Annotated in this window: 18 protein-coding genes and 1 pseudogene; 8 read left to right on the forward strand and 11 right to left on the reverse strand. The window is 38.8% G+C overall.

The features are described from left to right. Positions 1 to 102 precede the first annotated feature (102 nt). The 3 genes and pseudogenes from H6F39_RS15625 to H6F39_RS15635 form a co-directional block, all read left to right on the forward strand. Positions 103 to 411, forward strand: a pseudogene (locus H6F39_RS15625) (ATP-binding protein); the annotation flags it as partial. Further along, a complete protein-coding gene (locus tag H6F39_RS15630; RefSeq protein WP_137906256.1) occupies positions 401 to 847 on the forward strand; it encodes a response regulator in 447 nt (148 codons plus the stop codon). The pseudogene H6F39_RS15625 and the gene H6F39_RS15630, both read left to right, overlap by 11 nt. A 163-nt stretch (positions 848 to 1,010) precedes the next feature. Next, positions 1,011 to 2,171 (forward strand): hybrid sensor histidine kinase/response regulator, encoded by a 1,161-nt coding sequence (locus tag H6F39_RS15635; protein WP_190396983.1) that lies wholly within the window; start codon positions 1,011 to 1,013, stop codon positions 2,169 to 2,171. Positions 2,172 to 2,286: 115 nt separating this feature from the next. On the opposite strand, the gene H6F39_RS15640 is transcribed toward H6F39_RS15635, so the two are convergent. After that, entirely contained in the window at positions 2,287 to 2,931 is a 645-nt protein-coding gene (locus H6F39_RS15640; protein WP_137906258.1) for a DUF3386 domain-containing protein, read from the reverse strand. A gap of 103 nt (positions 2,932 to 3,034) precedes the next feature. Here H6F39_RS15640 and H6F39_RS15645 point away from each other — a divergent pair, with 103 nt between their 5' ends. From H6F39_RS15645 to rlmN, 3 genes are all read left to right on the forward strand, one after another. Further along, positions 3,035 to 3,700, forward strand: coding sequence for a LuxR C-terminal-related transcriptional regulator (locus tag H6F39_RS15645; protein WP_137906259.1), 666 nt, complete (start codon positions 3,035 to 3,037; stop codon positions 3,698 to 3,700). 105 nt (positions 3,701 to 3,805) lie between these two features. Next, the gene (locus H6F39_RS15650; RefSeq protein ID WP_190396984.1) at positions 3,806 to 4,636 is read left to right on the forward strand and encodes a metallophosphoesterase; all 831 of its coding nucleotides are present in this window, start codon (positions 3,806 to 3,808) and stop codon (positions 4,634 to 4,636) included. A gap of 96 nt (positions 4,637 to 4,732) precedes the next feature. Continuing rightward, positions 4,733 to 5,803: a 23S rRNA (adenine(2503)-C(2))-methyltransferase RlmN gene (gene rlmN, locus H6F39_RS15655; protein WP_190396985.1), complete on the forward strand. Its 1,071-nt coding sequence runs from the start codon at positions 4,733 to 4,735 to the stop codon at positions 5,801 to 5,803. 40 nt (positions 5,804 to 5,843) lie between these two features. Here rlmN and H6F39_RS15660 read toward each other — a convergent pair whose 3' ends face one another. From H6F39_RS15660 to H6F39_RS15690, 7 genes are all read right to left on the reverse strand, one after another. Continuing rightward, the gene (locus H6F39_RS15660) at positions 5,844 to 6,023 is read right to left on the reverse strand and encodes a replication restart DNA helicase PriA (protein ID WP_137906262.1); all 180 of its coding nucleotides are present in this window, start codon (positions 6,021 to 6,023) and stop codon (positions 5,844 to 5,846) included. 400 nt (positions 6,024 to 6,423) lie between these two features. Beyond that, the gene (locus H6F39_RS15665; RefSeq protein ID WP_137906263.1) at positions 6,424 to 7,200 is read right to left on the reverse strand and encodes a sulfite exporter TauE/SafE family protein; all 777 of its coding nucleotides are present in this window, start codon (positions 7,198 to 7,200) and stop codon (positions 6,424 to 6,426) included. A gap of 332 nt (positions 7,201 to 7,532) precedes the next feature. Then, entirely contained in the window at positions 7,533 to 8,798 is a 1,266-nt protein-coding gene (locus H6F39_RS15670; RefSeq protein ID WP_137906264.1) for an aspartate aminotransferase family protein, read from the reverse strand. A gap of 667 nt (positions 8,799 to 9,465) precedes the next feature. Next, positions 9,466 to 12,198, reverse strand: a complete 2,733-nt coding sequence (locus H6F39_RS15675) for a tetratricopeptide repeat-containing serine protease family protein (RefSeq protein ID WP_190396986.1) — start codon at positions 12,196 to 12,198, stop codon at positions 9,466 to 9,468. Positions 12,199 to 12,329: 131 nt separating this feature from the next. Next, complete coding sequence (locus H6F39_RS15680; protein ID WP_190396987.1) at positions 12,330 to 12,899, reverse strand: COP23 domain-containing protein; 570 nt, start codon at positions 12,897 to 12,899, stop codon at positions 12,330 to 12,332. Positions 12,900 to 12,975: 76 nt separating this feature from the next. Then, a complete protein-coding gene (locus tag H6F39_RS15685; protein ID WP_190396988.1) occupies positions 12,976 to 14,058 on the reverse strand; it encodes a trypsin-like peptidase domain-containing protein in 1,083 nt (360 codons plus the stop codon). Between the two features lie 362 nt (positions 14,059 to 14,420). Further along, positions 14,421 to 16,949, reverse strand: coding sequence for a mannose-1-phosphate guanyltransferase (locus H6F39_RS15690; protein ID WP_137906268.1), 2,529 nt, complete (start codon positions 16,947 to 16,949; stop codon positions 14,421 to 14,423). 189 nt (positions 16,950 to 17,138) lie between these two features. Between H6F39_RS15690 and purB the strand changes: the two genes are divergently transcribed. Beyond that, positions 17,139 to 18,434 (forward strand): adenylosuccinate lyase, encoded by a 1,296-nt coding sequence (purB, locus tag H6F39_RS15695; RefSeq protein ID WP_137906374.1) that lies wholly within the window; start codon positions 17,139 to 17,141, stop codon positions 18,432 to 18,434. Positions 18,435 to 18,533: 99 nt separating this feature from the next. Here the strand turns inward: purB and hemH are convergent, their stop codons facing one another. Then, positions 18,534 to 19,700: a ferrochelatase gene (hemH, locus tag H6F39_RS15700; protein WP_137906269.1), complete on the reverse strand. Its 1,167-nt coding sequence runs from the start codon at positions 19,698 to 19,700 to the stop codon at positions 18,534 to 18,536. 97 nt (positions 19,701 to 19,797) lie between these two features. Between hemH and H6F39_RS15705 the strand changes: the two genes are divergently transcribed. Then, positions 19,798 to 20,454 (forward strand): class I SAM-dependent methyltransferase, encoded by a 657-nt coding sequence (locus tag H6F39_RS15705; protein WP_190371493.1) that lies wholly within the window; start codon positions 19,798 to 19,800, stop codon positions 20,452 to 20,454. A gap of 443 nt (positions 20,455 to 20,897) precedes the next feature. Here H6F39_RS15705 and H6F39_RS15710 read toward each other — a convergent pair whose 3' ends face one another. Continuing rightward, positions 20,898 to 22,121 carry a bifunctional sterol desaturase/short chain dehydrogenase gene (locus H6F39_RS15710; RefSeq protein WP_190371521.1) on the reverse strand — a complete coding sequence of 408 codons (1,224 nt, stop codon included), beginning with the start codon at positions 22,119 to 22,121 and terminating at the stop codon, positions 20,898 to 20,900. Between the two features lie 30 nt (positions 22,122 to 22,151). Further along, complete coding sequence (locus H6F39_RS15715; protein WP_028091432.1) at positions 22,152 to 22,595, reverse strand: hypothetical protein; 444 nt, start codon at positions 22,593 to 22,595, stop codon at positions 22,152 to 22,154. Positions 22,596 to 22,600 lie beyond the last annotated feature (5 nt).

The following is a 22,600-nucleotide window of genomic DNA, read 5'->3' on the forward strand; positions in this document are numbered from 1 at the left end:
CATAATCACGCGACTACGCAAATCTATTGAATAAGGTGTTGGCATATAATTTAACAATATATTTATTCTAGTTTACCTCATTTTCTGGCTTAACTACATGAAAATCGCTGTAAGTTCCACAGTAGTCAACCACCAAAAATTCATATTGGTGCGGAAAGATTAGAAGATGAATGGTTATTCTCAATTCAGGATAACGGAATTGGTCTAGATCCGCAATTTAGCGATCGCATTTTTATCATCTTTCAACGTTTACACACCAGAGATGAATATCCCGGTACAGGAATGGGTTTAGCTATTTGTAAAAAAATCATTGAATGTCATCGAGGACGAATCTGGGTAGAGTCACAACTCGGTCAAGGTGCGACTTTTTACTTTACAATTCCCGTCAGAGGTTGTAATCGTGAGCGTTAAAATAGCAGAAACACACAAAATAATCTTTTTAGTGGAGAACAATAAAGCTGATGTTCGTCTCATTCAAGAAGCATTAAAAACCAGTTCATTACCTCATGAAGTAGTTACAGTTAGGGATGGTGTAGAAGCTATAAATTACCTCCGTCAAGAAGGAGAATATGCTAACACACAACGACCTGATTTAATTTTATTAGATTTGAATTTACCCAGAAAAGATGGGAGAGAAGTATTAGCAGAAATTAAATCTGATCCTCGACTAAGACGCATTCCCGTCATAGTATTAACCACTTCAAAAAATGAAGATGACATTTTCGATAGTTACGACTTACACGCTAACTGCTATATTACCAAACCTCGTAATCTGAGTCAGCTATTCGAAATCATCCAGAGTATTGAGGGATTTTGGTTTTCTACCGTGACTTTACCATTAGAATAAAACTATAGCAAGAATGAGGAATAAAAGTCTTTTGCTATATGGCTTTTACCGGAAATTTTGTATATCCGTTGCATAAAGCTATATTTGATATATCTTTTAAAACTTGAAAACTCATCTAACAAAAGTTTATCTTACCCATAACTCATCAGAGTCAAACCAGAAAATGATTACTGCAACTTCCACACTAAAAATCCTATTAATTGAAGATAACTTAGCAGAAGCTAGGTTATTACAAGAGTTTATTAAACTGACAAAATCTCAAAATTTCAGTTTAGTTCATGTTCAAAAACTCCAAGAGGGAATCAACAAATTAAACAGCGAAAAATACGACGTAATTTTGTTAGATTTAACTCTTCCCGATAGTCAAGGATTATCTTCCATACCCCAGTTACTCCAGCAAAATCCTAGTAATCCCATCATAGTTCTGACTAACACAAATGATGAAGAATTAGCCATTGAAGCAGTGAAACAGGGAGCGCAAGATTATCTAGTTAAAAGGCACGTAAATCCAGATATATTGGTGCGTTCCTGTAGATATGCTATAGAACGTAAAAAATTTTTAGAACAATTACATCAAGTTAATCAAACATTAGCAAATCAAGTCGAAGAAAGAACCACAGAACTTTTAAAATCCCAAGAAAGTAATCAGCTTAAATCTGAATTTGTTTCCATGCTTTCCCATGATATTCGTAATCCCTTGAATACCATTCTCTTAGCGGCTCGATTACTACAAAAGCGTGATCCAGAATTAACAAATGATGGCAAAATAAATCATTTACAACTTATTAGTTCTGCGATTAAAAATGTCTACAATTTATTAGATGAAGCTTCAATAATTGGTAAATCTCATGCAGGTAAATTATGCTATCAACCACAGATACTGGATTTAGAAAAATTATGCTATGAATTAGTAGAACAATCTCAATTATTTGCTCAAGAAAAACAGTTGAGTTTAATTTTTACCAGTTCTGAACACTGTTTTGAATTTTTGGGAGATGAAACATTATTAAAGCATATTGTCAGTAATTTACTCAATAATGCCATTAAATATTCAAGTATTGGCGGTAGGATTTTATTGGAAATAATTAAACAGGAAAAATCCGTAATTTTGAGATTTCAAGATCAGGGAATTGGGATTATAGAATCAGACCAAAAACAAGTATTTCAACCATTTTATCGAGGAGAAAATGTAGGAATAATTCCTGGTAGTGGTTTAGGATTAACAATTGTCAAACAGTGCGTTGAAGTACACGGAGGTGAGATTACAGTTAATAGTCAAGTGGGAGTTGGTTCAACTTTTACCGTGAGTTTGCCAATAAAATAAATAAAATAGCCAAAACTATGATTTCTTACCATAATTCGGGGATCTGAATAGCTGAATCATGAGATTTTAGGATAGGCAAAATGCCTATCTTAAAAACTTTTAACTATTCAAAAATCTAGCCTAACAACTCAATGTTAGAAAAGATAAAATCTTGAATAGAAAGACTGTTGGCTATTTCCGTGCGAATTTCCCGACGGTTGAGAATATAATAATTACCTACCTTTTCATATTCATCAGTAAAATCGCTTTTTCCACCCTTTTGTGCGCCGGTTTCTGGGTCATGGTACACAGAATTATAAGTATGAGAAAGATATCCTGCCCCTGTATCATGACTGGTAAAGGTGTCAATAGTTACAAAAGTACCGTGAATTAAACGGTGAACGTGGCAAACTTCATTGTTACGCACTTTGTATTTATCTCCTTCTGACTTACCACCAACAAAAATTTCTACTGCGCCAGTTGCGTCCGTGCTACCATATCTAAAAGTATTTGCGCCGTGAGTTTGTGCAAAGGGACGACGCACACGGTGAACAGCGATTTCCCAGGCTTGACCGTGAATGGCTTTTTTAGCCGCTTCGTCCTCGACATTGAGAACTTCAGCTTTGAGACTGGCATCAATTCGGACTTGACCTATGATCACTTGGCCATCATGCTTATAAGTAATATCTGCGGTATAACCAGGGAAATTTTCATCCCAAGTATAACGGTTTTCGTAAGCAGCCTGAAAAAGTTCTTGAGCAGAGATTTGAGTGACTGTCATGGGGAAAAATCCTCTATAGGAAGTGAAAATAGCATTTTATTCTTGCTGGTATTAGCATAGAAGTAATTATCAAGGTTCGCATAGTCCCCAAATGGGTACACTTATGGCTAAAACACTCCACGCCATTTTCCAGGCGATCGCTAATGTCCAAAATGAGCAAGAATTAAAACTAGCTTTAATGGATACCATTGGCGAACATTTTGCGGTTCAACATTGGGGTATTAATCTCCTAGATTACCAATTAAATACTAAAATCAAGATTCCCGAAATTCCCGCTGTTTGCTTAGAAGCTAATCCCATTGGGCGTTATGTTATGGAACGTCACGCTCCCACCCATGAACAGTTAATTTTATCTCCCGAAGATTGGAAAAATTACTGTTCTCGTCACGAACACGTAATGACTGGCCCGATAGTTTGTGATGGTCAATTAGTGGGGACTTTAAATTTTGCCCGTGACCCCGGAAATCTGCCTTTTGATAGTAATGATTTAGCCGATTTAAGTGCAGTTTGTCTGCATTTGTCCGCTAAAATTGCCACATTACGGGTAAAATCAAAAACCTTTTTATCTGTGGATAATTGTCCCTTAACAGCGCGAGAATTGGAAATTGCCAAACTAGTAGCCCAAGGTTGTACTAATGGCGAAATTGCGGTTAAATTATGGATTACTCAAAATTCTGTTAAACAGGCTTTAAAAAGAATGTTTCGCAAATTAGAAGTTTCTACCCGTGCGGAAATGGTGGCCAAATTAGACCCCCAACTTCTTAAATAATTATTTAATAATTATTAAATAAATCGGGGATCTATAAGGATTGAGAATTGAGTGAATTGTATTTATATTAAGTGATAAACCAAATATAATAAATATTAGTTAGTTATGCACAAGTTATTATCTGGAGCTTTAAGCACAGAAAAATTAGTCGTAAAAATCAAAAATTTACATCCATCCTTAGTAGGATTAAAACTGGTACAGATGTCAGATTTTCATTATGCTGATGGTCTTTTATCAGAGAAAATGTTAACAGAAGCGATCGCAATTAGTAATGCAGCAAAACCAGACCTAGTAATTTTAACTGGTGACTATGTGAACGCAAAAGCAAAACCAATTCATCAATTAGCACCAAAACTGAAAAATCTCCAAAGTCGCCATGGTGTCTATGCTATTCTGGGAAATCATGATATAGCTTTCCCCAGTTCCAAACCAGAAATTACAGCTGCTTTAAACAACGTCGGGATTAAAGTGCTTTGGAATCAAATTGCTTACCCCTTGGGAAACAAATTACCCTTAGTAGGATTAGCAGATATTTATTCACGAGAATTTAACCCAGAACCAATCATGAACCAACTCGATTCTACTACACCTTGTATTGTCTTATCCCATAACCCAGATACAGCAGAAATACTGCAAAAATGGCGAGTAGATTTACAATTATCTGGTCATACTCACGGGGGACAAATTGTCATTCCGGGTCTAGGACCAGCAATAATTTACTACACAAAAATATTGAAAAAAATCCCCAAGAAAATTAGGCGCAAACTACCATTTTTACGGAAAACCCATTCCATATTATACCATTGGCAATGGTCAGAAGGTTTACATCAAATAGGAAATAATCAATTATATGTAAATCGGGGTTTAGGAACTTATTTCCCAGGACGGTTATTTTGTCCGCCAGAAGTTACTATTATTACCTTAGATGTCCCTTAATCTATTTCTGGCTTTGGGTCTTTGCTCCTTTGCCCCTTAGCGCGAAACAAAAACAATATAGTACAATGGGGAATTAGCATCAATTTGTAATTTATTATGTCTGTTACGCCCCTTGTATCTCAGGTAGATTCACCTAACTCCGTAAAATCTGAACTTCTTCCTCCTCTCCTGGGCGCTTCGGTAACGGAGTTAACCGCTTGGGTACAGCAACAGGGACAGCCCAGTTATCGGGGTAAGCAATTACATGATTGGATATATCATAAGGGAGCGCGCTCCCTGGCTGATATTTCTGTATTTCCTAAAAATTGGCGTTCGCAAGTGGCAGATATTCCCATAGGCCGTTCTTCTCTACATTACCGCTCTGTTGCCCCTGATGATACGGTTAAATATCTGCTGAAATTGGCTGACGGGGAAATTGTGGAAACTGTGGGTATTCCCAGCGATAAACGCTTAACTGTCTGTGTTTCTACTCAAGTTGGTTGTCCCATGGGCTGCGATTTCTGCGCTACTGGTAAAGGTGGTTATAAGCGCAATCTCAACCGTGGGGAAATTGTTGATCAAGTCCTCACTGTTCAAGAAGATTTTCAAGAACGGGTTAGTAATGTGGTATTTATGGGCATGGGTGAACCGTTGTTAAATACGGAAAATGTAATTTTAGCAATTAAATCTATTAATCAAGATGTGGGCATTGGTGCGCGATCGCTTACACTATCTACTGTAGGCATTCCCTCACGTATTCGTCAAGTAGCCGCACACCAATTACAAATTACCCTCGCTGTCAGTCTCCACGCACCTAACCAAGCATTACGAGAGCAACTAATTCCCAGCGCCAAACCCTACCCCATAGAAGACTTACTCGCAGAATGTCGAGAATATGTAGAAATAACCGGACGTAGAGTAACTTTTGAATATATTCTTCTGGCTGGAGTCAATGATTTACCTGAACACGCTTTGGAATTATCAAAACGTTTACGAGGCTTTCAAAGTCATGTTAACTTGATTCCCTATAATCCCATTCAGGAAGTAGATTATCAAAGACCCAACCGCGATCGCATAGAAGCCTTTGTTAACGTTCTTCAACAACAGAATACTGCTGTTAGTGTCCGTTATTCTCGCGGTTTAGAAGCGAACGCTGCTTGTGGACAATTGAGAACAACTAAAAGGTAATTTGTCATTAAAATTGTCAATTATTGTCAAAAATTGTCAATTATTTCCTAGCATAAATACCTGGTGCATAAGCCTCAATGACTTTACCAGTGCGAGTGCAAGTTATCATCAGGTAGTCGCAACTAGGGCATTGTGTCCGCGTAATTTGACTATCAGCAATATAGTGACGTTCAGCCGCACTACCGCAATTTGGGCAATGAATCTTTTGTAATACTTGCATTTTAAAAACCCTAAAATTATAATTTTTGATTTGAGAAAAATTGACAAAAAATGTTTAATTGTCGTGAACTTGATATCTTTTATCATCTTAAACCTGATAATTCTTATCATCATGCTTCAGATATATAAATTTACTTTAGATGTAACTTTTTTAGATTAGCTTGAGATTAGCGGTGATCCCTATGGTGTAATCCTTGAGATAGTCTTGTTTATTATCTGGGAAAAATAGGTTATTTTTGTATTCAAGCGTTACCAGATGGAAAAAACTGTAATCAAAGCCACAAAATTGGTAGTTTTATATTTAATTAATCTTTGTTCCCTATTCCCTATTCCCTATTCCCTATTCCCTATTCCCTGTTCCCTGTTCCCTTGTCATAACGACAATTTTTAACGCTACTTACTTAACCATGAATAAAAAAGTAGGTAGTCATGGCAAAAGCTACCACTATGACAAATTTTCGTACTAAACCGGGTTCTAGTTTGCGAGCAAAATGAGCGCATAAATAACCACCTAAAGAACCTCCGACTGCCATGATAATAACTTGATGCCAAGCAATCAAATTAGCGAACATAAAGGGAATAATTGCCACACCATTAATACAACTTCCTAACCAGCTTTTAAAAGCATTAATAGCGTGAATATTTTTAATACCTAAAAAGGTTAAAGTTGCTAACATTAAAATGCCTATACCAGCACCAAAAAAACCACCATAAATAGAGATTAGCAATTGAGAAATTAGCAGAATAAACAAAGGTGGGGTTGCAGAAAAATCATTTCTAGTCCTAAGTTGCAGCCAGCTTTTCAAAGAATCACTAAATGTAAATATTAAGGTTGCTGATAGTAACAAATAGGGTAGCATCTTTTTAAATACATCCGGTGATGTATATAATAAAGCCACTGAACCAATAACACCACCAACTATACTTGTGCCAGTCAGTAGTAATAATTGTCGTTTTTCGATACTCAAATCTCGACGATAAGCCCCTGCACTGGCTATAGCTGCTATCCACAGAGCAGTATTATTAGTAGCATTAGCAGTAATTGGTGCGACACCTGTAAATATCAGAGTCGGAAATGTAATAAAACTACCACCACCCGCTACAGCATTTAGTCCACCAGCAATAAAGGACGTACTCAAGAGAAGTAAGCTATGAATCAAAGTTAGATCTTGCGGCATTTTTTGTAGTTAATAAACCTAGTTATACTGTTTTACAGTAAAATACCGCAAGTTTATGAGATCATATTATGTCCGGTTGAACACTTATCATATCTGTTGAGGCTGGTAATGGTTAAAATGATAAAACTCTTGTGGTGCGGGGATCTTGCCCGCATAAGGTGTACCTCACTCAAAGCTACTTGCTGTATATTGTTATATAACATATAATACTTTATTATATTGCCTATTACCTTTTTTGATTAATTTATTCCAAATTGAACTGTTGTAATTTACAAGATGAAAAATTCGTAATTGATAATTCTTAAAATTACAAATTACGAATTTTTAATTACCTATGCTGTTACTTTAGCTAATGCTTTTTCTACAGCTTTTAATGCTTGGTTGATTTCTGCTTCTGTGACAATTAGGGGAGGCACAAACCGCACAACCTTGGGACCTGCGGGAACAAGTAATAAACCTGCTTCCATAGCAGCTTTCACAACTTCAGCAGCAGTTAAGGGAATATCCGCTTTGATTTCCATGCCGTTGATTAAACCCCAACCGCGCACTTCTGTGATATACTGGGGATATTTAAGAGCGATCGCTTTTAATCCCTCTCGTAAATGCGCTCCCTGTTCTGTGACATTCTGTAAAATATTCTCTTTTGCCAAGGTCTCACAAACACTCAGTGCCACACCACAAGCAAAGGGATTACCACCAAAGGTACTTGCGTGTTCTCCCGGTTGGAAAATATCACAGAACTTCTTACTCATCATCGCACCGATGGGAATACCACCGCCCAAACCTTTGGCGCTGGTGAAAATATCTGGTTCTACTCCCAAATGTTCATAACCCCATAGTTTACCACTGCGTCCCATACCCACCTGCACTTCGTCGAAAATCAACAAAATACCGGTTTCATCACAAATCTCCCGCAATCGCTTAAAATAGGCAATATCTCCGGGACGAACTCCACCCTCACCTTGTAAAGGTTCAATTAAAATAGCTGCAACACGATAATTACCTTCATCTAACTCAGTCACAGCAGCCTCAACTGCTCTAATATCGTTATAATTGACATAGTGGAAACCAGGAACTAAAGGATCAAAGTGCTTTTGATACTTTGGTTGTCCGGTAGCGGTAACGGTTGCTAAAGTCCGCCCGTGAAAACTCGCATGGGCAGTTAAAATAATCGGGTTAGCAATCTCTAACACCGTATGTCCATATTTACGAGCTAGTTTAATGGCTGCTTCATTAGCTTCAGCACCAGAATTGCAGAAAAATACTCTATCTGCACAAGAATGATCAACAATCCATTGAGCTAATGCACCCTGTTCGGGAATATAGTACAAATTAGAGACATGATGCAGTTTTTGAATTTGTCTAGTTACAGCCTCTACCATTGCTGGATGGGCGTGTCCTAGAGTACAAGTGGCTATTCCCGCGACAAAATCCAGATACTCGTTACCCTGACTATCCCAAACACGACAACCCGCACCCCGTTCTAAAGCCAAGGGAAAGCGTCCATAAGTGGACATGACGACTTGATTGAAGTTATCTGCACTAAAGGGGATGTCTGAAGAGATTGTAGGCTGCTCTACTAGATTTTGGATACTCACTACCGCACCTCCTGAAAATTTTTATAAGAAAATCAAGAAAATAAGCCGAAAACCCCGGAATTGACACCTAAAAATCCTCAAAGTTTTCGAGGTGGTCTTTTAAGTCGGGGATGAAAGCTACAAGAGGGGATAAATCCCCTTTGGGACTTATGTTATACTATTTCAGGACTTACGCATAAATTACGGAAGAATGAACCACGAAGAACGCAAAGGACAGGAAGTTAAGAGGGTTTGAGAGATATTTTGCGTAAGTCCCGGACAATCAAAAAATCACATCCTGTTAATCCTCAAATCCTGGACATCCTGATTCTGACAAAATTCCGTAGGGGCAAACCCCCCGTAGTTGCCCCAAAAACACCGGTAGGCACGGGGGCGCTACCCCTACATCAAATCCAAATCTTTTATACAATCAATTCTGCTGGCCTTTTTATCTCACCCAAAAACGCAAAGACAAACCAAAAATCTCACAATCACATCCTGTTAATCCTTAAATCCTGGGTATCCTGATTCTGACAAAATATTATTGTTATCATCCAAAGCCTCCCGTGAACATTCCCCAGCAGAGCCAGGGAACCAGGGAAAATCTCACAATCACATCCTGTTAATCCTTAAATCCTGGGTATCCTGATTCTGACAAAATCACAATTAACATCACCAAAGAAACTCCCTACAACCCTTTTAATAAAGCCATAGCATTTTCATAAGCAGCAGTATTCCCTTGAGCCATGAACAATTGCGCTGCTCGTTGCAGGTCTTCTCTGGCTTTTTGTTTGTCACCAAGTTGATAATAAACATATGCCCGGTTGCCGTAAGCTAGGGCAAAGTTAGGATTAAACTTGATAGCTAGGTTGTAATCATCTATTGCTCCTGGCTTATCTCCTAATTCATTACGGACATATCCCCGGTTGTTGTAGGCTTCGGCATAGTTAGGATTAAACTTGATAGCTTGGTTGTAATCTTCTATTGCACCCTGCTTATCTCCTAAAGCAGATTTAGCATTTCCCCGGTTGAAGTAGGCTAGGGCTAAGTTAGGATTAATCTTGATAGCTTGGTTGTAATCTTCTATTGCTCCTGGCTTATCTCCTAAAGCAGATTTAGCATTTCCCCGGTTGTTGTAGGCTAGGGCAAGGTTAGGATTAATCTTGATAGCTTGGTTGTAATCTTCTATTGCTCCTGGCTTATCTCCTAATTCAGAACGGACAAGTCCCCGGTTGTAGTAGGCTTGGGCAATGTTAGGATTAATCTTGATAGCTTGGTTGTAATCTTCTATTGCTCCTGGCTTATCTCCTAATTCAGAACGGACAAGTCCCCGGTTGATGTAAAATGCTGCACGGGGACTAAGTTCAATGGCTTTATTTATCGCTGCTGCTGCTTCTCTATATCTTTTTAAACTAATTAAAACTGCCCACTTTTGAGCATACACATTAGGATTATTCGGCTGGAGTTGAATGGCTTGATTTATGGCTGCTAAGGCTTTATCCAGTTGGTTTGATTCTGTATAGAATACACTTAAATAAGTCCAAGCAGGAACAAAATCAGGTTGAGACTTCACCGCTTGCTGTAATGCAGTTATAGCCTCTGGATATTCTCCACTCCAATATAATGCCAAACCTTTGCCATAATAAGCCAGGTGAATAAACTTTGGTTTTTGCTTAATTGCTGCGTCAAAAGCCTGTATTGCTTCTGGATAACGACTTAACCGCCACAGTTGATTTCCTCTTTCTAACCATTGACTGGCGGTAGTATTGCCTTGGGAAACATCTACTGATAAAATCGCTGTTTGAATAGACTTAACTTTTTGTTGATTTAGTTCTGGTGGTGGGGTGGTTTCTATCTTTTGTGCTTGGGTATTCAGTCGGGTAGCTAATGCCAAAAATGTACTCACCGGAATACCCAAACTATTACCTAATTGGATAGTTTCTTGACTATTACTATTATTATCAATAGCAGTTTCTCCATCAGTTCTGCCATGAATACCAATTACCCGCCCTTGGGAATCTAAAACTGGTCCCCCACTCATACCGCCAAAGGTGATACTACTATAGACTAATTCATATCCTCCTGTTAAGGAACTTGCACTTTGGGCTGTACCAGAACTGTTATTTTTAAAGTCTGATTGGGTAGTTTGGAATAATCCTTGTTCCTTACTATAAATTTGTCCCAATGTGAACCGCCAAGGTGATTTTTCTCCTAATCTGGGATAACCCGCAGTGAACATATATTCATCATCTTTGGTGGGATAATTTGCTAAAGTCGCAACTTGATAATTTTCCCGACTGGTGAATTTAACTACTGCTAAATCTACCCCTGCTTCTAATTTAATGGTGCTGGGTTCTACAGGATATTGTTTACCATCTACTGTGAGGATTTTATAAGTATTTGGCTCACATGGTCCTACTTTATCTGGTGGTTTACAAACTACATGAGCAGCAGTTAAAACGGTGTAAATATCTCCTTGTTTAGCGATAATAATTCCTGAACCATTATTACCACTACTGCTATCAATTCTGACGGTAATTTGTTTGGCTTTTGCTTCTAATTCTCCTAACCACCCTGTTAATGGTACTTCTGCTATTGTCTGTTTAATATCTGGTATAGGTAAATTATAAGCGGTGAGAATTTCTGGTTTGACCTGAGCTAAAACGGTTTTAATGGGTATTCCCCAACTGAGTTTTCTAAATTCTTGAATTTCTGTATTTGTGGGGCGTTTTCCGTTGGTATAAACATAACCAGAATTGACTAAAGGATAGGAACTAATGCCATTAATTCCCAGAAAATACCCTAGACTACTAATAATTGGACCGCCGCTCATTCCCTGTTCAATATCGCTGGTATAACCAATTTCATATCCGGCTTTTAAACTAGGTTGAGAAATTATTTGTTTTACTGTTCCAGTTCTAAATAACATTTCTCCTTTGCTGCTAGAATAGCCAGCGGCTATAACTGGTGTATCTGTATTAATATCAAAACTAGCAATTTCTTTAGGTAGACAATAATTTTGATTAGATGTAAATTGCAAGACAGCTAAATCTAGTTTACCAAAATTAGTATTAGGCAAAATTTGGGCTGAATAGATTTGATTATCAGGTGTTTTAATTTGAACTTTATTAACTCCCAGTAAAACATGAGAATTGGTAACAACTAAATAAGAATTGCCCTTTTTAGCCAATATTGTTCCTGAACCACTGTTATTATCACCCATGACTCTGACTGTAATTTGTTTAGCAAGGGTTTGGAGTTTTTGTGGTGAATCATATTCTCCACTTTCGGGGTTATCGGGTTTTATATTACAGGTAGCCGGGGTAATTGTTTGAGCTAAGGAATGGGGAACATTTGCTAATGTCAAGGGAGGGAAAGATAGGAATAATAAAGAGGAAATAATGGCAAGATTGCGGTTCATGTTACTTATTGATTAGTAGATGATTTGTAATTTGTAGGGTGCGTTAGTAATTTGTAGGGTGCGTTAGCGACAGCGTAACGCACCGTTGATATCGTTTTTATTTGTGTCAAGAATAGCTATTTTTTAAATGGCTATTTTTTAATATTCACAAGTGGGGCATTTTGCAAATATTTACGCACATTCAAATACTTACTATTTCCTGAACTTTGCCAAAGTGGTTCTGAACTTTTACCCTGGGCTATATTCACAAGTTGCTCCAGAACTAATCCTGGGTCACTATTATTTTTTAGGGTAAATAATTGATTGTTACCATTACAACTTTGTTCATTATTTGCCACAGCACAAACCACAGAATAACCATTGTTTTTACCCGTTGTCAAGCGGTTTAAACGACCTGCTTCATAAAAATTCTGGAATTTTTTAGATACTTCTTGGCAACGTTTTTGAGGAGCCCAGCCACCTTTGGCAAAATACTCAGATTTCCAACCAATAAACCGTACGTGACCTTGACGTTCAGGAACCCAAGCAATGGTAGCGGGAACTTTTTCACCACTGGCTGGATCAAATATTTCTTGACACAAAAATGTGACTTGATTAGGTTGATTTTCAGACGTATTATCTTGACTAAAACCAGGATTTATGCTCATGGTTAAGGTCAATGTTGTTAATCCTAAAAAGGTGGAAAGTGATTGTAATTTCATGATTTTTGATTCCCCTGAATAAAAAAAATGATGTTGATTATTAAAATGGATGTTGGGTTTCCTTCGTCAACCCAACCTACTCATATTTGGAAATAGCCCGTAAACTATAATTACCAGTTTCCCCCTTTTCGGAAGAAGTGGCAGTTATTAAATAAGTCCCATCTGCTGGTAATGTGATCACAATTATAGCATTAAAATTACCTGCTCCTTTGTCATCATTTTCAACAATTTTTTCAATCTTCTTCCCAGCATCAGATTCGATAACTTGAGATAAGGTTAAGAAAGGATTAATCTTTTGACTATCCATTTCAATCACAACCGTTTGACCTCCTCGACCTGAAAATATATAATAATCAGGACTGCTATTTAAACTACTATTAATTACTTGACCGTCAAGGGAAATAGTTGTTAAAGATGGTTCTTTTGTTGTAGGGAGGGTCGAGATAGGAGAAACTTTTTGTTGTTTGATATCTGCTAAAAAAGATTTGACTTTTTCTCCTGGTTGAGAAAAGTTAATACCAGTTCCAGCAGGTATACCACCCACTGGTATACCACCAACAATAACGGGAGCTAAAGCTACACTAGTATTGACACCAATAACTCCCCCTAGGCTGTTTAATAAGGGGCCACCAGAATTACCAGGATTTAAAGGTGCGGTATGTTGAATAGTTCCGTCGGGACGTATGCGGCTAATATTACCTTGGGTGCAGGTATCACGGTTATCAGCATCAAGAGGACTACCAATCGCAAATACTCGATAACCTACTTTAGCAGTCCCAGGACGAGCTAAACTTAGATATGGTAAGTTTCTGCGGTTTTGGATTTTTAAGGCTGCTAAATCCACTCCACCCCTAGCAAAACCGATCACATCGGCGGGTACTTGTTTACCATCCCGAAATACCACAGTAACAACGCTAGGACTACCATCTACGACATGAGCGTTGGTAATAATTAAACCATCTTGACTGACTAAAAAACCGCTACCATGGGCGTTACCAATTTTAACTGTGACAACGGCGGCACTGCCTTGAGTACAAACGCGATTGGCTGCTTCTTCTGCTGATGATGCAAGTACAGTCTTAACGCCAATTGTCCCCATCAGGGTAAATATCGAAAAAAGCGTTAAGGTTCCATATCGGAACATTACATGATTGATCATAGGGGGAGATGTCCTGATAACTGTAGATAGATGCCAAAAAAAACAACTATAGTTTTTCAGACAATAGTTGTGTAAAAGTAATTTTCAGATGAAACTCGTCTATTTTGACGTAACTAGTAAATATTCTGTTCCCGTCCATGTATTCCCAAGCCAAAATTATTCCAGGAAATAGGGAATAACCATGAGAAGATCTAAAATCTCAAACTTTGGGTTTTTGCTCCTTTGTGTCTGGACACAGAACATACAGCAGTTCCCGATATTATGAAGTACAGATATTAATAATAAAACTCTTGTGGTGCGGGCATCTTGCCCGCACAAGGTGTACTTCACTCAAAGCTACTTGCTGTAAATTATCCCACCGCTTACATATCCAATCTGTAATTCTCCTGTTCACGTTCGACAAAATATTGAATACGGGAACGGTAATCTCTGAGGGTTTCATCAACCCAATCCCGATCGCTGCTGTTAACATAAAGATGAACCAAAGGCTCACTGGCATCTGGTAAAATCAAAAGCCAATTGTCATCATAGGGTTGACGAATTTTCACACCGTCAATTAATTCCAAATTTTGAGCGGGGTGGGTTTCGACCAAATAACGCATTAACGCCCCTTTAGCAGTCCAGGGACAGCGAAGGGTGTAATTTCTATTAATCACACGGGGTAATTCAGAACGTACGGTTGCCAGCGATCGCTCTTGAATGGTTAACATTTCAATCAGCTTGGCTATACAGAACATGGAATCAAACCCTGGGTGTAATTGGGGGAAAATAAACCCAGTTTCCCCACTACCACCTAAAACCACGTGAGAATTTTTTTGACAAGCTTCCATTAAAGCCGTCGGATTCGCTTTAGTTCTAATTACATTACCATCATGACGATGGGCAACTAATTCCACCGCACTAGAAGCATGAACGGGAACAACGACGGAACTTCTAGGGTTAGCAGTTAACATCATATCAACCATCAAAGCGGTTAACATTTCACCGCGAATGGGAAAACCCGATTCATCAACTAAAATTAGTTGTTCCCCATTAGCTGATACTTGTACCCCAAAGTTAGCGTTTACGGCCTCGACAACGTGGCCTAATTGAGTTAATAGTAATTCTCGATCAGCGTTAGAAATGGCCGTTTTATTCAAACTAGCATTTAATACCACCGCATCAGCCCCAAATTTATCTAGCATTTGCGGTAAAATTGCCCCAGACACGGCGTAAACATAGTCAATGACCACCTTTGCCCGACTGTTACGCAGAGTGTCCACATTCAATAATTTCTCAAAGGCCTTGCAGTAGCGATCCATCAATTGGCTAGAATATATCACATCACCAATTTCATGACTTTGGGAACGACGCATATCTTCTTTAAAATAGGCCCCCTCAATTTTCTTTTCTTGGGCTTTAGAGATATTAATGCCCTTAAAATCCATAAATTCAATTAAGATATAATCACGGCGTTCTGGGTGTACTCGCACATGAATACCCCCCGCTACGGACATTGTGGGGATCACCGTCCGGGCGATGGGAATAGCTGTAGTATCCAGGTTTTGCACATCTACACCTACAGACATTAAACCAGCAATTAAAGAGCGTGTCACCATGCGGGAAACATTGCGTTGATCACGGGAAACGGTGACTATTGAACCCGGTTTTAAGGTTGAACCATAGGCAGCACCCAATTTGACCGCAAACTCTGGGGTAATATCAATATTGGCTAATCCCTGTACTCCCCGCTGTCCAAATAAGTTCCGTTGGGCAGTATTTCCCCAAATCAGATTAATATTGAGAATAGCGCCGGACTCAATTTTTTTACTCGGCCAAACTCGCACACCAGGACTAATTTGCGCTTCTTCTCCCACGGTGGATAATGAACCCACTACAGCCGCTTCTAAAACGTGGGCGCGTTTGTCTACACGAGTACCACGAGCGATTACACAAGCTGACAAATGGGCTTCATCGCCAATGATTGCTCCATTCCAAATAATTGGTCTTTTTAGATGGGCATCAGCACCAATTGTCACATTATCACCAATCACTGTTCCATTTTCAATTTGTACTCTTGCACCAATTCGGCAATTATTACCAATTACCGCTGGAGTGTCAATTTTGGCTGTAGGATCAATATAAGTATTTTGTCCTACCCATAAACCAGGGGAAATTTCTGGATAACTTACTTTGAGCAAAACTTTCCTTTCTAGAGCATTATACTGGGCTTCACGGTAGGCATCTAAGTGACCTACATCACACCAATATCCCTCGGCAACATAACCGTAAATTGGCTCATTTTTAGCTAGTAGTAAGGGAAATAAATCTTTAGAAAAGTCGCATTCAGTGTGTTCTGGTAAATAATCTAAAACTTCTGGTTCTAAAATATAAGTTCCAGTATTGACGGTATCAGAAAAAATTTCACTGGTGGAAGGTTTTTCTAAAAATCGGTTAATGCGTCCTTCTGTATCTGTAATTACCACACCAAATTCGATGGGGTTAGGCACACGGGTTAATATTAAAGTCGCTTTTGATTGTTTTTGTTGATGAAATTCAATGGCCGCAGTCAAATCAAAATCTGTGATACTATCACCACTAATCACTAAAAAGGTTTCATCCAAAAGTTCAGCAATATTTTTTACACAACCTGCCGTTCCTAAAGGCTGGTCTTCTTCAATAGCATAGGTCATTTGTACACCAAAATCACTGCCATCTTGGAAGTAATCACGGAGAACATCTGGTAAATAATGTAATGTAGCAATTACTTCATAAATCCGGTGTCCTTTAAGAAGATTGATAATATGTTCAGCAATAGGACGATTTAAGATCGGAACCATGGGTTTGGGTAAATCACAAGTCAAAGGACGCAACCGCGTTCCCGACCCACCTGCCATTAACACTGCACGCATAAATCCTCCTAGACTTGAATAAAAATCAAGATGTTTTTCTTCCTTTAGTCTCATACAGATATTGGGATTTAAGGAACTTCCCCAAGAAACATCTGATCAAAATTCTTCTGTTGATTAACCCTCTTGTCTATTTTCCACAAGGGGTAATTTACAATGTAAAATATGACAGTTGTATTAGATCCTGTAAATGTGATTGAGCGTTATACTTTGCCGGAAATGGGCAATCTGTGGAGTGAAACCTATAAGCTGAAAACCTGGCTAGATGTAGAAATCGCGGTATGCGAAGCACAGGCAGAACTGGGTTATATTCCAGCAGCAGCAGTTGAGGAAATTAAGGCTAAGGCGAATTTTGACCCCAAACGGGTGCTAGAAATTGAAGCGGAAGTTCGTCATGATGTTATTGCCTTCTTGACAAATGTTAATGAATATGTAGGTGATGCTGGTCGCTATATTCATTTAGGTCTAACTAGTTCAGATGTATTAGATACTGCTTTAGCTTTACAATTAGTGGCTAGTCTGGACTTGTTGTTAAAACGCTTAGAAGATGTAATTGCAGCAATTCGCAAAAAAGCTACAACCCATCGGTATACGGTGATGATTGGGCGATCGCATGGTATCCACGCTGAACCAATTACCTTTGGTTTTAAGTTAGCTGGTTGGTTAGCGGAAGTATTACGACACCAGGAACGGCTGCAAATTCTCAAGAAAACCATCGCGGTCGGGAAAATATCTGGTGCAGTGGGAACTTATGCTAATATAGAACCGCGCGTGGAAGCGATCGCTTGTGAAAAACTCGGACTTAAACCCGATACTGCTTCTACACAAGTAATTTCCCGTGATCTTCATGCTGACTTTGTGCAACAATTAGCGCTACTCGCTGCCTCTATAGAACGGTTTGCTGTAGAAATTCGTAACCTGCAAAAAACAGACGTTTTAGAGGTTGAGGAATTTTTTGCCAAGGGACAAAAGGGTTCTAGTGCTATGCCTCACAAGCGTAATCCTATCCGTTCTGAACGGTTAACAGGAATGGCACGACTAGTCAGGAGTTATGCTGGTGCAGCTTTAGAAAACGTCGCTTTATGGCATGAACGGGATATTTCCCACAGTTCTGTAGAACGGGTGATTTTACCAGATGCTTGCATTTTAACCCATTTCATGCTACACGAAATCACTAACCTGGTGAATAACCTCCTGGTTTATCCTGAAAACATGACACGGAATCTCAACTGTTATGGTGGAGTAGTTTTTAGTCAAAGAGTATTATTGACTTTAATTGACAAAGGACTGAACCGCGAAGAAGCATACTCCATAGTTCAGGAAAGCGCCCACACCGCTTGGAACAAACCAGAAGGGAACTTCCGTGATTTAATTACCAAAGATCCGCGCGTCATTAAAAACTTGTCAACTGCTGAGATAGAAGCTTGTTTTGATCCGCAACATCATCTCCAGCATTTAGAACAAGTTTATCAACGACTGGGTATTTAGAATTGATTATAGATGGGGGTGAAAATTAAATGTGCGTTTCCTAAAACCCTGGTAGAGAAGTCCCATGGAACTTCTCTACAATCTTTTTTTTGAAGATGTTTAATGTAACAGTCCGATCACGTGCAGTAAGCCCTTACCTGTAACTAACTCGATCATCAACCCAATAAATCCTAACATGGCGATTCGACCATTCCAAACTTCGGCACTGGTGGTTATTCCCCATTCCCAACGTTCTTGAGGATACATTCTCACCCTTTTTTTCATTTGGGTAACTTGAGAGAGTTTCAAGTTGGGTTGTTTAAGGGCATCAATAATCAAGTCAGATAAAGCTTGAATAAACACCGGATTGGTATTGGGTGCTGGGACCCGTCCAAAGTTGTGTATTCCTGCTTCTTCAGCTATTTCTCGGTATTCAATGTCAATTTCTTGTAGTGTTTCAATATGTTCGGAAACAAAACTAATGGGAACAACTACGAGATTTTTCACCCCTTTTCCGCCTAGTTCCTTCAGTGCATCTTCTGTATAAGGTTGTAGCCATTCTACAGGACCAACACGACTTTGATAAGCCAGAGTGTGGGGATTAGGACGGTTGAGGGTTTGCATAATTAAGTAAGTGCATTCTTCAATCTCCTGCTGGTAGGGATCACCTGCTTCCTTGACGTAGCTTTTAGGGACACCGTGGGCGCTGAAGAATATATGCACATGATCAGGATCAGGAAACTTCTCCAGTTCCCCAATGATCAGTTCTGACATGGCTTGCAAATAACCTGATGCTTTGTACCAAGAAGGAATCACCGTATATTCAAGACCTTGGAGTTTGGGGTTTTCCTTCCATAATTGTTCTAATAACCGAAAACTAGAACCGCTAGTGCTGATGGAAAATTGCGGGTAAAGGGGGAGAATTACCAACTTATCAATGTTATCCTGGGTAAGTTGGGCAATAGCTTCTTCTGTGTAAGGATGCCAATAACGCATTCCTACATAGATATTAGCCTCCTGTCCTAATTTACCTAGCTGACATTTAATAGCTTCTCCCTGTTCTTCTGTAATCCGTCGCAATGGAGAACCGCCACCAATTTGCTTATAATTTTCTTGAGATGTTTCTTGTCTGCGGGTAGCAATAAACCAAGCTAGGGGTTTTTGCATCCAGCGAAACGGTAAACGGATAATTTCTGGATCTGAAAACAGGTTATACAAAAACGGTCCGACATCTTCGAGTTTATCTGGACCACCAAGATTAAGTAATAATACCCCTATACGACCCATAGCAATTACTTTCCCCCAATCTTTACAGATTTTTTACTAAAGTTGTTAACAATATATCTTTAATTAAATATAAAGCTTTATCGGCAGGAAAAATACAATGGCGACAATTTTTCGAGATTTGAGTTACAGATACCAATGGTTATATGATAGCATCTCCCGGTTAGCCGCTGTCACTGTGGGGGGTGAAGCCCGGTTTCGTCGTCTAGCTTTAGAAAATTTAGAACTAAAAGCAGATACCCAGATTTTAGACTTGTGTTGTGGTAGTGGTCATGTTACCAGATTTTTGGTGAATTTTTCCAATCATGTCACCGGTTTAGATGCTTCTCCATTATCTATACAGCGATCGCAGAAAAATGTACCAAAGGCTACATATATCCAAGCTTTTGCGGAAGATATGCCTTTTGCAGATAATTTATTTGATGTAGTACATACTAGCGCGGCTTTACACGAAATGCAGCCGGAACAACTGCGAAAAATCATTACGGAGGTTTATCGAGTGTTAAAACCGGGAGGAGTTTTTACTTTGATAGATTTTCACCCCCCAACAAATCCCCTATTTTGGCCGGGGTTAGCGGTATTTTTCTGGTTATTTGAAACGGAGACAGCTTGGGAATTGTTGAAAACAGATTTACCCGGTTTATTAACAGATTATGGTTTTGATGTCGGTCAACCTAGTTTATATGCTGGTGGGAGTTTGCAGGTAATTCAGGGGAAGAAGATGGTTGAGAATGGTCAAGATTTTCAAGAGAAATAATGGTCAGAATCAGGATATCCAGAATTAGAGGATTAACAGGATGTTTTTTTATGAAATATAGGTTTTTGTGAATGATAGAAAATATATTTTTCTCTGAATCATAATTTATAATCATTAAATATTCACAGAAAATCTCCAAGGAAGCCAGGGAATTACAGCGTTTTCCGCTCTGATGAGGTACAAAGTTGAATCATGAAACTCTTGTGGTGCGGGCATCTTGCCCGCTAGATATGTACCTCATAACACCGGAAAGTGCAATTGTTTTCGCTCATCCAACTGGGGTTAAATACGACTAACCCCAGTATACTATGTTATTTTGAGATTAGATCATTTTCACAAATCATTAGTTATCTTATTTGATACGAACCACTCCAGGCACAGAGGACACAGAGGTGGAGAGAAAGGAGACTGTTAGATTTTATTTAGCAATGTTATTTTTATAATTATTCGCTTTTCATCCTTTTACTAAAAATCCGATAGTATAACCAGGTGCTAAATTCTTTGAGGGGAAATAGTATATAGGTCAAGGGGTTGACTGTGACGATAATATTTCTAAAATCTCGTTTGGCGAAAAATAAAATTCCCTTTGCTACTTGGGACGCTGACATGATACCATAGGGGTTTAATTGACTTTTGAATGGTCCGCAAATTAATTTGCGAATTACACAATTTTGTTCTAATCTTTTGAGGGTGACAATATCCCCTAATGCTCTTTTACTCAGTTCATACAAAGGGCTGAAGGCTGGGGAAACTTCTGCTTCTGATGTATTTACCCAAATTTCTTTGGTGGCTTTGTCTTGGGGTCCTCTGACGGTTGCAGAAAAAATATCTATCAATTCTAAGGCGGAAAATGTGTTAATTTGATAGGAGTTATAAATGGCAGTAGAATCTCTATTTCCATAGACATTTACCCCATGATTGATAATGAGAATATCAACTTTTTCTAAACTTTCCTGTAGTTGTGCTTCATTACCCAATTCCCATTTGATAACTTTAACCCGCGGTTGAATTGTAATTTTTTCCGGGTTGGTTGTTAATGCCACCACTTTGGCGTTATGCTTTAATAATTCGCCTACTAGTGCTTGTCCTAATGCACCAGAAGCACCTGTTAAAGCTACGGTTTTTCCTTTGAGAGAAAGCCCTGTTCCCAGAATTTTATCTACTAGGGGAAAAACACCACTATAGTAAGCATTAACATCATCAAAATGATGTCGCCAATGATAGCTTCTATTTACCCACCAAACGGAGGGAATTGCGTCTAATGGTCCGGGTAAATGATTGTAGTCTGTATCTATTGTTCCTTGGAAATATCGCAGGGATGCACCGTATAAAAAAGTAACAGCATAAGCAACTCCTAACCATAACCCCCATTGATGGGCTACTAAGGCAATTATTGTTAAGATGATTACTAGTATCACCGATTCGACGATATCGTGATACAATTGGGAGTCTACGTAGGCTTGTTGGGAAATTAAAGTTAAATCCCGTTTATATACAGCATGATGTTTATTATGCCATTTCGCTAACCATGTTATTTGATGACACAAAGCATGATAAGCATCTCTGACAATTTCCGCGAGTAGGAGGGAGGAAAATCCCCAGGTTGTGAACTGGATACAGTTATTTACTAAAACCGAGTCAATAGTTAAGCTTTGAGCCAAAATCATCATTTTTCTAGTAGTAGCACTTTTTCTGAATTAAAGCAAGTTGTCTGACTGTGTGAGTTTTAAATATTGATCTGTCATTTCTGGTGTGAGAAATTCTATCATGACTCTATTTTCTACCCAAAATTCCATCACATCAAAGAAAGCACGACGACAACGGATAACTCTCCAACCTTCTCTATGACCAATTGCTTCTATTTGTTCTTGGGTAGAATCAACGGAAATGGCTGCATGAGTAGCTGTAAAATTGTTGGGGTGAGAAGTTTCTTGAAACTGACAACTTTGTTCTCCTTCACCAGGTTGGATGACAATTTTTAATGGATAAACTTCAATTCCTGTTCCGTATTTGTCGGGGGATAGCATCATGTAACTACCTGAATGAGGAGCGAAGGGAAGGACGTTTCCGTTCATGATTTCGGCGAGAACTGCGGCTGTATGTTGGGGATTTTCAGCAGCAATAGAAAAATGGTGAATCATAAATT

It is taken from the genome of Dolichospermum sp. FACHB-1250 (assembly GCF_014696335.1).
GTDB lineage: Bacteria > Cyanobacteriota > Cyanobacteriia > Cyanobacteriales > Nostocaceae > Dolichospermum > Dolichospermum planctonicum.